Annotated in this window: 15 protein-coding genes; 1 reads left to right on the top strand and 14 read right to left on the bottom strand. The window is 42.3% G+C overall.

The window, feature by feature from the left end; all coding sequences use genetic code 11:
* Nucleotides 1-127 precede the first annotated feature (127 nt).
* The 13 genes from HYN49_RS12440 to HYN49_RS12500 all read right to left on the bottom strand — a co-directional run bounded on the left by HYN49_RS12440 (nucleotide 128) and on the right by HYN49_RS12500 (nucleotide 11097).
* Nucleotides 128-493: a hypothetical protein gene (locus HYN49_RS12440; protein WP_108904416.1), complete on the bottom strand. Its 366-nt coding sequence runs from the start codon at nucleotides 491-493 to the stop codon at nucleotides 128-130.
* A complete protein-coding gene (locus HYN49_RS12445; protein ID WP_146185098.1) occupies nucleotides 480-845 on the bottom strand; it encodes a hypothetical protein in 366 nt (121 codons plus the stop codon). The genes HYN49_RS12440 and HYN49_RS12445 overlap by 14 nt, the downstream gene beginning before the upstream one ends.
* 19 nt (nucleotides 846-864) lie before the next feature.
* Nucleotides 865-1200, bottom strand: a complete 336-nt coding sequence (locus tag HYN49_RS12450; RefSeq protein WP_219928748.1) for a YtxH domain-containing protein — start codon at nucleotides 1198-1200, stop codon at nucleotides 865-867.
* A gap of 9 nt (nucleotides 1201-1209) precedes the next feature.
* Nucleotides 1210-1860 (bottom strand): porin family protein, encoded by a 651-nt coding sequence (locus HYN49_RS12455; protein ID WP_108904419.1) that lies wholly within the window; start codon nucleotides 1858-1860, stop codon nucleotides 1210-1212.
* A 33-nt stretch (nucleotides 1861-1893) separates the two neighbouring features.
* Nucleotides 1894-2322, bottom strand: coding sequence for a hypothetical protein (locus HYN49_RS12460; RefSeq protein WP_108904420.1), 429 nt, complete (start codon nucleotides 2320-2322; stop codon nucleotides 1894-1896).
* Between the two features lie 124 nt (nucleotides 2323-2446).
* Nucleotides 2447-3190 carry an MlaD family protein gene (locus HYN49_RS12465; protein ID WP_108904421.1) on the bottom strand — a complete coding sequence of 248 codons (744 nt, stop codon included), beginning with the start codon at nucleotides 3188-3190 and terminating at the stop codon, nucleotides 2447-2449.
* Nucleotide 3191: 1 nt separating this feature from the next.
* Entirely contained in the window at nucleotides 3192-3971 is a 780-nt protein-coding gene (locus HYN49_RS12470; protein ID WP_108904422.1) for an ABC transporter ATP-binding protein, read from the bottom strand.
* On the bottom strand, nucleotides 3968-4804 hold the full coding sequence (locus HYN49_RS12475; protein WP_108904423.1) for an MlaE family ABC transporter permease: 837 nt from the start codon (nucleotides 4802-4804) through the stop codon (nucleotides 3968-3970). Before HYN49_RS12475 ends, HYN49_RS12470 begins: the two co-directional genes overlap by 4 nt.
* The gene (locus HYN49_RS12480; protein WP_108904424.1) at nucleotides 4801-6024 is read right to left on the bottom strand and encodes an AI-2E family transporter; all 1224 of its coding nucleotides are present in this window, start codon (nucleotides 6022-6024) and stop codon (nucleotides 4801-4803) included. The genes HYN49_RS12475 and HYN49_RS12480 overlap by 4 nt, the downstream gene beginning before the upstream one ends.
* Before the next feature lie 126 nt (nucleotides 6025-6150).
* Nucleotides 6151-6735: a Maf-like protein gene (locus HYN49_RS12485; RefSeq protein ID WP_108904425.1), complete on the bottom strand. Its 585-nt coding sequence runs from the start codon at nucleotides 6733-6735 to the stop codon at nucleotides 6151-6153.
* Complete coding sequence (locus HYN49_RS12490; RefSeq protein WP_108904426.1) at nucleotides 6728-7666, bottom strand: geranylgeranylglycerol-phosphate geranylgeranyltransferase; 939 nt, start codon at nucleotides 7664-7666, stop codon at nucleotides 6728-6730. Before HYN49_RS12490 ends, HYN49_RS12485 begins: the two co-directional genes overlap by 8 nt.
* A 126-nt stretch (nucleotides 7667-7792) precedes the next feature.
* A complete protein-coding gene (locus tag HYN49_RS12495) occupies nucleotides 7793-8974 on the bottom strand; it encodes a hypothetical protein (protein WP_108904427.1) in 1182 nt (393 codons plus the stop codon).
* Between the two features lie 155 nt (nucleotides 8975-9129).
* Nucleotides 9130-11097 (bottom strand): KUP/HAK/KT family potassium transporter, encoded by a 1968-nt coding sequence (locus tag HYN49_RS12500; protein WP_108904428.1) that lies wholly within the window; start codon nucleotides 11095-11097, stop codon nucleotides 9130-9132.
* Between the two features lie 120 nt (nucleotides 11098-11217).
* Here HYN49_RS12500 and HYN49_RS12505 point away from each other — a divergent pair, with 120 nt between their 5' ends.
* Nucleotides 11218-12288: a sialidase family protein gene (locus tag HYN49_RS12505; RefSeq protein ID WP_108904429.1), complete on the top strand. Its 1071-nt coding sequence runs from the start codon at nucleotides 11218-11220 to the stop codon at nucleotides 12286-12288.
* Between the two features lie 115 nt (nucleotides 12289-12403).
* Here HYN49_RS12505 and HYN49_RS12510 read toward each other — a convergent pair whose 3' ends face one another.
* Complete coding sequence (locus HYN49_RS12510; RefSeq protein WP_108904430.1) at nucleotides 12404-13663, bottom strand: DEAD/DEAH box helicase; 1260 nt, start codon at nucleotides 13661-13663, stop codon at nucleotides 12404-12406.
* Nucleotides 13664-13763: the final 100 nt, after the last annotated feature.

A 13763-nucleotide genomic window follows, 5' to 3' on the forward strand; every position in this document is an offset into this window, starting at 1 on the left:
CTTACGCAAAAAAGAAAGAAAAAAATGGGAGCAAATAAATATTTTAAGGGCATCGGCGGTATTTGGATGAACAATGTAAGAAAAGTTCCCTTACGAAAAAAGCCTCTGCCAATAGTGTAATTTTTTGTCAATCCATCAGGGAATTAGCATGAGATTTCGGCTTGGCTGACAACGGGGTTTTAATGATCATTTTCGACACCGCCGCCTGGGCTACATTGCCCAGCATCGTTTTGAAAAAATTGTGTGATTTCCCTACGATGACTTTTCGGGCGATAAATCCACCCAACAGTCCGACGCCAAGTTTAATCAGTTTGTTCTTCAGGGTTGGGCCACCAGTGATGTCCTGGATTTTTTCCCTGATGATATTCTTCGGATTCAGACTTTCTACGGTGTAGTGGAAATGATCTGTAAGGTCCTGCATTTCAGCTTCCCTTTGCATTTCCATCGCTTTGATGGCCTGCCCGAGCGAGAAATCGTCATTAATGAGTTGCATCGCGTTGTTTTTCTTTAAAGATTTCCTTGATTACATAATTGTTGAATCGAAGTTCAATGTATTTCTTCCTGACGAAAACCAGGATAGCCGTCACAATGACATAAAAACCTGCCATCACAAAGAAACCGTAATAGGCTTTGCCCAGCAAATCACCGATGTACAGTGACAGGCCGATTGTCAGCAAGAAGAAAAATAAAGCAATACTGACCGCAATAATGATCCTCGACGCAACGGATGCAAATACATCGGTGACTTTGTCAATGGCTTTGAGCCGGTAGAGCTGAATGGTCGTTTTTCCATATTGCTCAGCCTTGTCAAAAAGTTCGCTGACGAGTACTGCTTTATCTTTCATAATTCCTGACATTTAGTGGTTATTTTACTGCGTTGGCAGCACTGGTCGCACTTGATTTTGCTTCAGATGCCAATTCTTTTCCTTCTTCATAAAAATCAGAAGCACGGTCTTTTACTGATTCAAAACGAGAGGAAATCTGATCTACTACATCCGTATATTTCTGCTTTAAGCCATCAACGGAATCCTTCCCTTTTTTTGCGATTTTTCCGCGTGTGGCAGAACCTTTGTCCGGTGCGAACAAAATTCCCAAAACTGCTCCTGCTGCCAATCCGGCCAGCGCTCCTAAAACTACTTTACCTGTACTCATCTTAGTTGTATTTAAATTAATGAATTGATTATTTTCTTTTTCTAGCAAAATTTCCCGTTAAAACATGTAACCTACAGTCAGTTGCAAGACCTGGTTTTTATAATTGACATCGGATGAATCGCCATCGCTGTCTGTCTTACTGATATCCCACGCACCACGGGCTGAGATGACGAGGTTACTGATGGTGAAGTCGGCACCGACCGTAAATCCGAAGATGTTCTTCTTGTAATTCTGCCCGTTGATGTCCTCTTCCTGCTCGTTGGTGAAATCACCGTCGTTGAAGTTGTTCTTAGTCTGGATCAGGTAAGAGAATTGCGGACCGGCAAGTATTGAAAACACAGGGCTCGCTTTAAATTGCAATTGCAAAGGGATATCAATGTAAGTGTTGGTCCTTTTGTATTCATAATCATTGCCCAAAAACGATCCTGAAACTTTGAAACCTTTTTCAGAATACATGACCTCAGGCTGGAAACCGATTACTTTCCCAATCGGGATAGCGACAAAGGCTCCTGCAGCAAACCCGACTTTATTATCGGCTACAAAATCGTTGTTCTGTTCATCATAAACGTTTGAAAGGTTGATACCTGCTTTGACCCCAAAGCGTACGGATTCGCGGTTGTCATCAACTGTGGTCGTCGTTTGCTGCGCTGCTACCTTGAATAAGGCAAGATTGGCAAATAAAAATAAAAGGGCTGTTTTCTTTTTCATGGTGGTTTTTATTTGGATTTGTATTTATGGGTTTTATTTTCGGTTTATGGCTTCAAAGTCCTTTTCTAACGCTGCTGTACGGGCATCGATATCTTTTTTAAATGCGTCCCAGGTATCAGCATTGTAAGTTCCGTAAGCGTCTAAAGTCTGCTTCAGCTCCATGTTTTTGATTTCCAGTTTTTCAACCTGTGCATTGAATTTTTGCTTTTGACTCATGGTCCCATCGATGGCTTTAATTTTCAAATCGGCAATGGCAAGTTCATTATCGGTGATTTTCTTGCTGATCTTCATCCTGAAATTATCATATTCCCGCATAGACTCGCTTTCGGCCTTAATCAATTTTTTTTGCGCCTGGATCATATCTTTCTGTGCATCCTTGAGTTTTTCTTCGTTGTTTTTACAAGAGGAAAATGAAAGCGAAAAACATAACGCAACAGCTGAAAGTAAGATTGATTTTTTCATATTGTTTCCGGTTTGGTTTCTACATTACAAAGATGCCAATCGCCTGAAAGAATTGTGTTACACAACTTTTTTTATAGTTTATAATATTTGCTTGATGGGATAATTACCACGTAAGTAAGTGCCTCTATTTTTTCTTGGCAGCAGCTTCCTTCTTCTTCTCAGCTTCTTTTTTAGCTTTCTCTTCCGCTTCTTTCTTAGCCTTTTCTTTCTTCTTGAAATAACCGCGCAACAGGAAATTGTGTTTGGCAGCTTCCATGTTTTCTTCCAGTCCTTTGCTGCTTCGTTTAAGGTTCCCTAAAGTAGCATCAATATTTTCCGCCATTTTCTTATCCTGTATCAATCGGCCTAGCGTGCCCTCACCTTTATTGATTTTAATAAGGATATCTGCAATTTCTTCAGAAGCCACAGCGGCATTGTCTGCAGTGACTGAAAGGCTTTTCATAATAGCATCGGTTTCAACCGGTTCAGCAGAGGCAATCAGTTGGCCGTCTTTTACAATCTTTGAATTAAAACTACCTTGTGAAAGCACGACAACCTTATCGCCGATGATACCTTCAGAACCGATTCCTGCTTCGGCATCCGTCTTGATAAAGCGCTGTACATCCTTCTTAATGAGCATATTGACCTTCACCGTCGAATCGTTTATGATACGGATGTTGTCTACAGTACCCACATTGATTCCGGAAAAACGCACAGTGTTACCCACCTGGAGCCCGCTTACGTTCCTGAAATTAGAAGTCAGCGTAAAGACAGGGTCAAACAGATTTTTCTGCTTTCCGATAATGAAGATTGCGGCGAAAAACAATACGATTCCGACGATAATGAAAATTCCGAGGCGTACCTTATAATTGTTGTTGGTTGCTTCCATTTTATGTTGTTTTTAGATTTTTGACGTTTTGACTTTGGAAATAGGAATTGATCAGCTCATCATCGGTTTGCTCAAACTCCTGCGGTTTCCCTTCTTTGTAAACCCTGCCTTCCTTTAGCATAATCATCCGGTTGGCGGTTGTCCTGGCACACTCGATATCGTGCGTAATGACGATCGAAGATGTTTTATATTTCTGCTGGATGTCATTGATCAGCAAACTGATTTCATGTGATGTTACCGGATCGAGACCCGTAGTAGGCTCATCATACAACATGATTTCCGGATCGACGATAATGGTCCTGGCCAGGCTGATCCTTTTGCGCATCCCGCCTGAAAGTTCCGACGGCATTTTATCAATAGCTTCAGGAAGCCCCACGTTTTCCAGTGCTTCTTTTACTTTGGCTTCGATTTCGGTTTCTGACAAATCCTTCTTAATCCTGCGTAAAGGAAACTCGAGATTCTGCCTTACCGTCATCGAGTCGTACAAGGCACCGCTTTGGAACAGGAAACCGATTTTCTGACGGATTTCATTCAGCTCTTTTTCTTTAAGCTGATTGACATCATGGCCTAAAACATTAATGCTGCCGGAATCAGCCGTGAGCAAACGCACAATGCATTTGATGGTGACTGATTTTCCGGTACCGGATTTCCCCAGGATGACAAGGTTTTCACCTCTGCGAAGCTCAAATGATAAATCGTCGAGTACCTGCATGTCACCGAAACCCTTGTACAGGTTCCTGACCTCAACTACGTTTTCAGTATGTGGATTTTCGTTTTTCATAACATATCAGTAATTTGTACTGCAATCAAATCGACAATAATCACCAGAAGCGATGCCATCACTACGGCAGAATTCGCGGCAATACCCACGCTCTCGGTTCCCCGTCCTGCGTTAAATCCTTTATAACATCCTGTAAATCCGATCACCGCACCAAAAAAGAAGGTCTTGATGAATGCGGGAATGAAATCCATGAACGCCACATCACCAAAAGCCTGGGTAATGAAAAGCACAAAGCTCACATCGCCTTTAATATTGGCTCCGGCCCAACTCCCGAAGATTCCGAGTGCATCGGCATATAAAACCAATAATGGCAACATGAATGTTGCGGCCAGTACACGCGGCACGATCAGGAAACGGATCGGATTTGTGGAGGAAACTTCCATGGCATCGATTTGCTCGGTGACACGCATAGACCCGATTTCGGCACCCATACCCGACCCTATTTTCCCTGCGCAGATCAGCGCGCAGATTACAGGGCCCATTTCACGGATGATCGAAATGGCGACCATGCCCGGGAGCATGGTCTCTGCCCCGAAGTCGACCAATACAGGACGCGACTGAATGGTTAGAACCAAACCGATAATGATTCCGGTTATCGAAATAAGCGGTAGGGATTTATTGCCGATTTCAAAACATTGCTTGATGAATTCACGGAATTCGAATCCGCGTGAAAAAGTATTCCTGATGACCCTGAGTATGAACAAAAAAGCATCAGCGGTATTTTCGGCTGCTTTCCTGAACTTGTTCGTGTTGCTGATGGTGCCATCGGTTACATCAATCGTTTTCTTCCTTGCATAATGGCTAATTTTCCTGATAGGTATAATTTTTGTCATGGCAATTCAGATTGGGTGTTGGGTTTATTTTCTTCTTCGGAAACGGGTTTGACGACAGTCGATGTTACGGTGAATAACGGCTTCTTGATTTCTTCGGCGACATGTACTGTAGCGTTGTTTTCGTAGGTGTATAATGGGAATTTCATTTTACGCCATTGGTAAGTTTTAGGCAGGTCATCGCCTACAAGATAGCCCCAGGGTTCGAGAAAATCAATGCGGTCGCAGATGACTTTCATGATGGCTATGAGCGGAATGGCAAGAAACATTCCCGGAATTCCGGCAATGGCACCGCCGATAATGATACCCAGTATGGAAATGAATGCATTGATTTCAACTTTGGAACTGACAATCATCGGCACCAGGATATTATTGTCGATGAACTGGACGATAAGATTTACCACAATAACCCCGACAATAACGGATAAGTCCGGCGAACCGGTAAGTGACGCTACAATACTGAGGAATCCCGCAAACAGAATCCCGATGTATGGGATCAGGTTCAATAAACCAGTAAGGAGGCCCAGGAGAATGGCATATTTTACGCCAATAATCATAAAGCCCACTGTTGTGAGTACAGAAACGATAATCATTTCGATAATCAACCCATTGATATAGCCTTTAACGGCCACTTTGATCTGGGTGATGATTTCCTCCAGTTTCGCATGATGTTCTGATTTAAAAAGCTTGCACAGGAATTTCATGAAATGCGTACGGTACAATAGCATGAGAAACATGTAGATAGGGACGAGAATCAGGCTCATCAGCGTATCGGTAAAACTCAGCAGGGTGTTGCCGAGCATGGCTTTCCCGGTCTTCATGGTGTCTTTTGTAGCACTGTCAATGTATTCCTGCTGTTCGCGCCGGCTGATTTCGAAGTGATCGCGCACATACTCCTGAAGGTGTGACAGGTGTATGGAAAAATTCTTCTTGATCATGCCCCAATCTTCTGTAAAATCACTGATCTGAACGGAAAGAAAAACGACAATTCCCAAAACGATAAGCACAAAAATCAATACCGTGAAAATGACCGCAAGCACATGAGGAAAATGGAGTTTCCTGAAAAATTGCATGACAGGACGCAATAAGATGGAAAATATAAACGCGAAAATTACCGGTACGATAATGTCCTTACTTACATAAAAAATATAAAACACAGAAATGAGGCACACTAAAATGAGCGCCATACGGGCATAAAAAGGGAATTTTATTGTTTCTGTCATTTGCTGTTCATATTATCGATGTGCTTTTGGTTTGCACAATTTTTCCTAATAATAATGAACAAATTTGACGCTTATTCCGTGAAAACGGATTACGGAAAATACTTTATAAGTTATAGAATTTAAAGATTATGAAAGTGCTGAAAGGTATTGGTACACTTTATCGACAGGAAGCCCCATGACGTTGGCATAAGAGCCTTCAATTTTCGAAACCCCGATAAAACCTATCCATTCCTGGATTCCGTATGAGCCGGCTTTATCAAAAGGTTTATAATGGTCGAGGTAATAACGGATGGCATCCTCGGTTAAGGTATTGAACGTCACTTGTGTGGTTTCGGTAATCGTATCGATTTTATTTTGAAAACGAAAACTTACTGATGTGATCACCATGTGCGTCTTGCCGGAAAGCGATTTCAGCATTTGGAAAGCATTATCGTAATTTCTTGGCTTGCCTAAAGCTTTCTTTTCAAACCACACAATAGTATCGCTGGTGATCAGGATGTCATTTGGTGTTAATTCGCCTTCGAAAGCATCGCTTTTCAATTTTGAAAGAAATTCCGTAATCTCATTTTCCTGAAGGTTTTCAGGATAAACCTCCTCGACGTCTTTAAGCCTGATTTCAAAATCAATATCCAGGTCACGCAGGAATTGCTGCCTCCTCGGCGAACCTGAAGCCAGGATAATATGGTAATTTTTGAGCTTCTGCCTAAGCATATCTGATGTTGATATTAAGTAACAGGATAGACAGTATCCCGAAAAACAAAACAAGCTTGAGCACATTGCTCAGCAGATGGAAGTCTTTGGCTGTTGCGGCTGGGAAAGCCTTAAGCATGAAATATACCAGCGGACCCGCAACCAATACCAGCATATAAGCGGAAATCGCATAGAGGCTGTTGGAAATATAGTAGATATTAATGTAATACAACAAACCCAAAACCATGATCAAAGTCATTGTGAACAGGATTTTTCTTGTCATTTTCAAGCCCAGCACAATGGGCAATGTATTCATACCCATCGCTGTGTCGCCTTCAATATCTTCTGCATCCTTAGTGATTTCACGGATAAGATTGATCAGGAAGCTGAAAAGGGCATAATCTAAGAATATCTCGAAATACATGGCAAAAGTACCTTGTTCTTCTGGCGTAATGGCATGAGCAGTCATCGGGTATAATTCAAAAATCCCTACAATGATAACACTCATAGAAGCAATGGCGGCAACAAGGATATTCCCAATTAAAAAACTTCTTTTAAAACTTGTTGCATACAGGTAAAGGGTTGCAGAAATCACAATAAAAATCGCCGAAAACCCAGGTTTTTGAATCAGGTTTGACAAGTAGAATCCAATTCCTACCCCTGCTATATTAAGTGCTGCGTAGATGTTGTAAGCAGTGCTTTCCGAAATTACTTTCCCCGCTATAACACTGCTGGGTCTGTTGATATGATCTGTATCCTGATCGACAATATTATTGATAATGTAGCCGCCAGCGGCAATCAGTACAGTTGCCAATACCAAAAGTGCAAATTGCCAGTGATTCAAAGCAGTAGGTACGTTACGCATGTCCAGGCAGCCATACTTAAAAATGAATTGCATCAGGGCAATCATTATAAGGTTTTGGATACGGATCAATTTCAGGAACGACTTCATTTTTATATGTTATGAGATGGAAAAAAATATTTTTTTTGTGAGCCATGCAAATGTAATCCAAACTGATTTATAAATAAAAAAAGCCTGAAAATGTTTTCAGGCTTTAATTGTTTATAGAAAATTTCTTTATCCTCTGCGATTGCTTCTCTGCCCGCCAGAGTTATTATTCTGTGACCTGGATGGCGTTACGGTCCTTGCAGGCTCGCTGGTTCTGACTTTCGTTTCTGTCCTTACCGGAGCAGTTTGCCGGGGCTCCGCCTGGATCGTCCTTGCAGGAGCTACCGTTCTTATGTTGGTTTCAGTCCTTGTCACTACATTCTGCCTGGTTTCCTGAACCGGAGTCCTCGAAGGAGCAACTGTCGCTTCTGAACGGGTATTCCTCACGGGAGTCTGGGCTGTTGAAGACTGTCCGCGAACCGGAGTATTTACCCTTACAGAAGTTTCTGATCTGCTTCCCGGTGTCACTGTTCTTACCGGAGTTGTTCCATTGCTTCGTACTGCGGTGTTGTTTCTTGTACCTGTGTTATTAGCCCTCGTGCCGGCTTTAATCCTGTCTGAAGCAGATGCTTCCCTTCGTTGGTCCAGCTCATATCGATTTGCAACATTATTGTTACGTTGTGAAAAAGAGCGGTTTGGGTGGGCAACTTCATAACCATTACTTCTTCTGCCGTTATACAAGGCAACAGCACGCTGGCTTCTTCTTACATTTACGTAATTGTAATGGTTGTGGGTATTGATGCAAACGTCAACGTGTCTTCTGTAACGGTAAATAGGATATGGGGCCCATGTATAATAGTAACCAGGATAATAATCCCAATACCATTGTGAATAATAAGGCCTGTAATAATCAGTCCAGAATACATTATAAATCACAGGCCTGGTAACATATACCGGCTCATAAATATAATTCGGGCCGTACATATAAGCATCACCCACAACCTGTACCTGCACTTCATTATTATGGTCTCTTTCGACTTCAAGCGTGGCAATGTCCTGGAAAACATCTTTTGCTAAAATGGATTGGATAACAATCAGGTGGGTTCCGGATTCTGTAGATTCAATCACCCGCAAATAATCTACTTTCCCATCGTTGTTGAGATCAAGATTGGAGATTTGAGCTTTCGGGTCATTGAGTCGCTTTTCAAAATCTTCAAGATTCGCAGATTCTCCAAAAATGGAAGCTACTGCACGCAAATCGAGGTTGTCACTGATGTCGCTGTTTTTAGCATTAACGGTAGTCACATCCTGTGCCCTTGTAAGGTTCACTGTAAGGGCAACAATCATTAGAAATAAGGCTTTTGTTTTCATAACCTGAGTTTGTTTAAATTGTTTAGTGAGTGTCTCTCTTTAACAGCTAGACGATAAAAGTCAATAAATGTTTATTGAAAAATGTACATTTAGTATTTATTTAACTAAACTACATTTCTTACACACACTTCCCTTATAACAAAAACTATTCCAGATTACTGATTTTGAACACGTTTCATGCAAATACTTTCCGGTGGATGAAGCACCATCGGGAATTTCTCGATTTTCACGGAACTGCTGTCCAGCCCAAAGGCTTTTTCTTCTGATAAACTCAGTTTCTTGAAAAAGAAATAGGTATTCATGATGATTTTCTCATCCCAACGCATTTCGCTGTCATTGGATAGGAATTTCTCGGACAATACAAATTTGAAATCACCGATGATATTGTTACGGCTCAATGAATCGTAACGGCTGGTGATGTCAACTTCGCCATTTTTCACCAAATCCTTCACGACTTCCTTGAACATGATGTTGATTTTTGTCGGTTCACGGAAACCAAGATTAAAATCAATCCTGATCAAATCATCCTTAATGATTTCAGTAACTTTATATTCTGTCTTATAAGGTTCGTTGAGGATATTCACATGTATAAACCAATATAAATCAGCACGTTTAGGCCGTTTCTGTAAAATTGAATATAGTACCTTTTCCTCAATTTCATCCGTCCTTGCAGAATTCGTCATGTATACCAGATGCGTGGCATATTTAGGAATCGTCAAATCTGAACTTAATTCATTGAGCACTTTCTTGTAATTCTCAATCTTGACCATCTTGGTATAATTCTTACTGATCTTCTTGGCGCGGTACCAGGTGGCCATGATGCCAATGAGTGCCAATGCGATAAATACCGTAACGTATCCTCCTTCACGGAATTTCTGGATGTTGGCAAAAAGAAAAGCAAACTCGATGGCAAGATATAAGGTAACTATGGCACCGATGAAATACCATTTCACCCTTTTCATAATCATAAAATAGTTCAGCAGGATGGTGGTCATGATCATGCAAAGGACAATGGAAAGTCCATATGCTGCCTCCATTTTGCTAGACTCCTGGAAATGCCAGACGACCATAATACATCCTGCCAAAAGCAACCAGTTGATTGACGGTATGTAAAGCTGGCCTTTATGGTCCGATGGATATTTGATACGCACTTTAGGCCAGAAACTAAGGCGCATCGCTTCATTGATTAATGTAAAAGAACCGCTGATTAGCGCCTGTGACGCAATTACCGCAGCCATCGTGGCTATGGTAATCCCAAAAGGCTGGAACCAATCCGGCATAATGAGGTAGAATGGATTGCCATTGTTACCACGACCGAGGTTTTCCAGTTTTTGCCCCTCATGTCCGATCAGGTAGGCACCCTGCCCAACATAATTGAGCACGAGTGTCGTTTTTACAAAAATCCAGCTCACCCTTATGTTTTTCCTGCCGCAATGCCCCATATCAGAATAAAGCGCTTCAGCCCCGGTAGTACAAAGGAATACGGCACCCAGTAAAAATATTCCGCTTGGATGCTCCACCAGTAACTCATAAGCATAATAAGGATTCAGCGCTTTGAAAATTTCAATATGCCCATATATCTGTGAAATACCCAATACAGCCAGCATTGAAAACCAAATGAGCATCAAAGGGGCAAAGAATTTCCCGACGAGATTGGTTCCAAACTGCTGGATTGAAAATAGGATGATCAGGATCGCAATGACATATGGAACGGTATCCAATTCAGGATAAAATGTCTTTAATCCTTCAACTGCCGAAGAAACTGAAATGGGCGGCGTAATAATGCCGTCGGCGAGTAAAGCACTTCCCCCGATCACAGCGGGCACGATAAGCCATTTCACTTTGGTCCGCCTTACCAGTGCATACAGCGCAAATATCCCACCTTCCCCATTATTATCTGCGTTCAGCGTGATGATTACATATTTAATCGTGGTCTGTAGCGTGAGTGTCCAAAAGATACATGAAATCCCGCCCAATACCACATCGGCAGCGATTGGATCATCACCGACTATGGCCTTCATTACGTAAAGTGGGGAAGTTCCAATATCACCATAGATGATTCCTAAAGTGATCAGTAATCCACCTAATGTGAGTTTATTAAGGTGGCTTTTATGTGAGCTCATAAATAGAATTTAAAGGTACAAAATTAACGAAATTTTATATATGCAGCCATTTTGCCTGCCTGTTTCTGATGCACACCTTCTTTAAAAACCTTAAATTTAATACGTCTAAATTTCAATGAGATGAAAAAATTCCTGATTATCACCTTAAGTGCTTCATTTTTAATTTGCTGTAAAAAAGACCCTGCCGAAAATCCGAAAGCCGATAATGCCATTGAAAGGATTTTCGCTTCCGCAGATGTTGACACGATTACTGCTGACAGCATGTCGATAAGGGCAATTCTTATTGATAAGGACAAACTATGGTATGCCGCCAATGATGGCAAATACGGATTTTACGACCTCTCCAGAGGGAAAATGTTCAACGGCCATATCGCCCTTGATTCTTTAAAACCGGAATTCCGAAGCATCTCCAAAACCGCTGAAAACATATTTATCCTCAATGTAGGAAGTCCTGCATTGTTATATAAAATCTCAAAAGACGGCAGGCAGGCAAAAATAGTGTATCGCGAAAATGACCCCAAAGCGTTTTATGACAGCATGCAGTTTTTTAACGATAAGGGAGGCATCGCGATGGGGGACCCGACTGGAAACTGTCTTTCCGTAATTACAACAACTGACGGCGGCGACAGCTGGAAGAAAATTCTGTGTGATAAATTACCTGCAATCACAGAAGGCGAAGCAGCATTTGCAGCAAGCAATACCAACCTGATTGTAAAAGGCAGTAACATCTGGATGGTTTCCGGCGGAAAAAAATCACGTTTGTTCCATTCGCCTGATAAAGGGAAAACCTGGAACGTCTACAACACGCCAATTGTACAGGGTAAAGTCATGACGGGCATCTTCACCGCCGATTTTTATGATGACAACAACGGATTCATTGCCGGTGGTGATTACGAAATCCCAGGCCAAAACCACGGTAATAAAGCCATTACCTCTGATGGTGGGAAAAACTGGAAACTGGTTGCCGAAAACAAAGGTTTTGGTTACGCATCCTGTGTACAATATGTACCGGGCAGCCATGCAAAACAACTCGTTTGCGTGGGCCCATCCGGATTGCAGTATTCTTCAGATTCAGGAAATAACTGGAAACAATTATTGAAAGACAAGGATTTATACACCATCCGGTTCCAGAATGATTCTGTAGCTTTTGCCGCTGGCAGGAATAAAATCGTCAGGGTGAGATTTAAATGAATAGGGATTTTAAGACGGTAAGACAGTAAGATTTTAAGATTACGCTAATAGTCTAATACTCTTATAGCGCAGCGGTCTTAAAATCCAAAGACTAAAATATTGAACCCTGCACCTCCTAATACCACCGCTTCTTATTCTGCTTCGAACCGGTAGATTTCCGGGAGTTCTTATGTCTACCGCCGCTACGGTTCGAGTTTGCCGCCGGTGCCGCTTCTGCTTCCGCTTCAGGCTCACCAGAATGCCACGGCCATGGATGGTCGGAAATCGTCTGCACATCAACCTTAATGAGTTTTTGTATGTCTTTCCAGTAACCGTGCTCATCTTTGCTGCAGAACGAAATCGCTTCGCCGGCATTTCCGGCACGTCCCGTCCTTCCGATCCGGTGCACATAAGTTTCTGGTATGTTCGGCAAATCAAAGTTGATCACATAAGGCAGCTGGTCGATGTCGATTCCCCTTGCGGCAATATCGGTAGCTACAAGTACGCCCACTTCCTTATTTTTGAAAGCATCAAGCACACGCTGACGCGCACTCTGGGATTTATCTCCGTGGATGGCTTCGGCGGCAACGCCTCTTTTACGCAGGGCTTTTACAACATTGTCTGCACCATGCTTTGTACGGGAAAAAACCAATACATCGTGCAGGTTTTCATTTCTTATAAGATGGTATAAAAGATTCCGCTTTTCAGTTTTTTCAACAAAATAGATTTTCTGGTTTACTTTCTCGGCCGTAGAAGAAACCGGTGTTACCGAAACCGTTGCAGGATCTTTTAGGAACATTTCGGCAAGTTCACGGATCGCAATCGGCATGGTGGCGGAAAAAAGCAATGTTTGCCTGTTATTTGGCGTTAGCTTTACGATCTTCTTTACATCATTGATAAAACCCATATCGAGCATCTGATCCGCTTCATCCAAAACCAAAGTGTGCAAGTGATCCAGGTTGATAAATCCCTGTTTGTGCAAATCAAGTAATCTTCCGGGCGTCGCAATCAATACGTCGATTCCTTTACGAAGCTGTTCGACCTGTGGTATTTGTGATACGCCTCCAAAAATAGTCAACTGGCGTATGCTGGTATATTTTCCGTAATCGTCGAAGTTCTGCCCGATCTGTACCGCCAATTCGCGGGTTGGCGTGACGACCAAGGCGCGGATATGCTTCAGTTTGCTGCCAGACCCCACAAGCCGGTGCAGGTGATGGATAATCGGTATGGCAAAAGCCGCCGTTTTCCCGGTTCCTGTTTGCGCACAACCAATAAGGTCGCGCCCGTCAAGGACAATAGGGATGGCCTGTTCCTGGATTGGCGTAGGATTGGTATAGCCCAAATCGGCTACGGCACGTTGTATATTGTTCGATAATGAAAGGTCTTCAAATTGCATAAGATAGCTGTCACAGCCTTATTGCTGTAAAACAGGGCGCAAAGATAGTCTTTTTAGCATTGCGAAAATATTTAACCGCAAAGGCGCAAAAGATCCGCAA

The organism is Flavobacterium pallidum (assembly GCF_003097535.1).
GTDB classification, from domain to species: domain Bacteria; phylum Bacteroidota; class Bacteroidia; order Flavobacteriales; family Flavobacteriaceae; genus Flavobacterium; species Flavobacterium pallidum.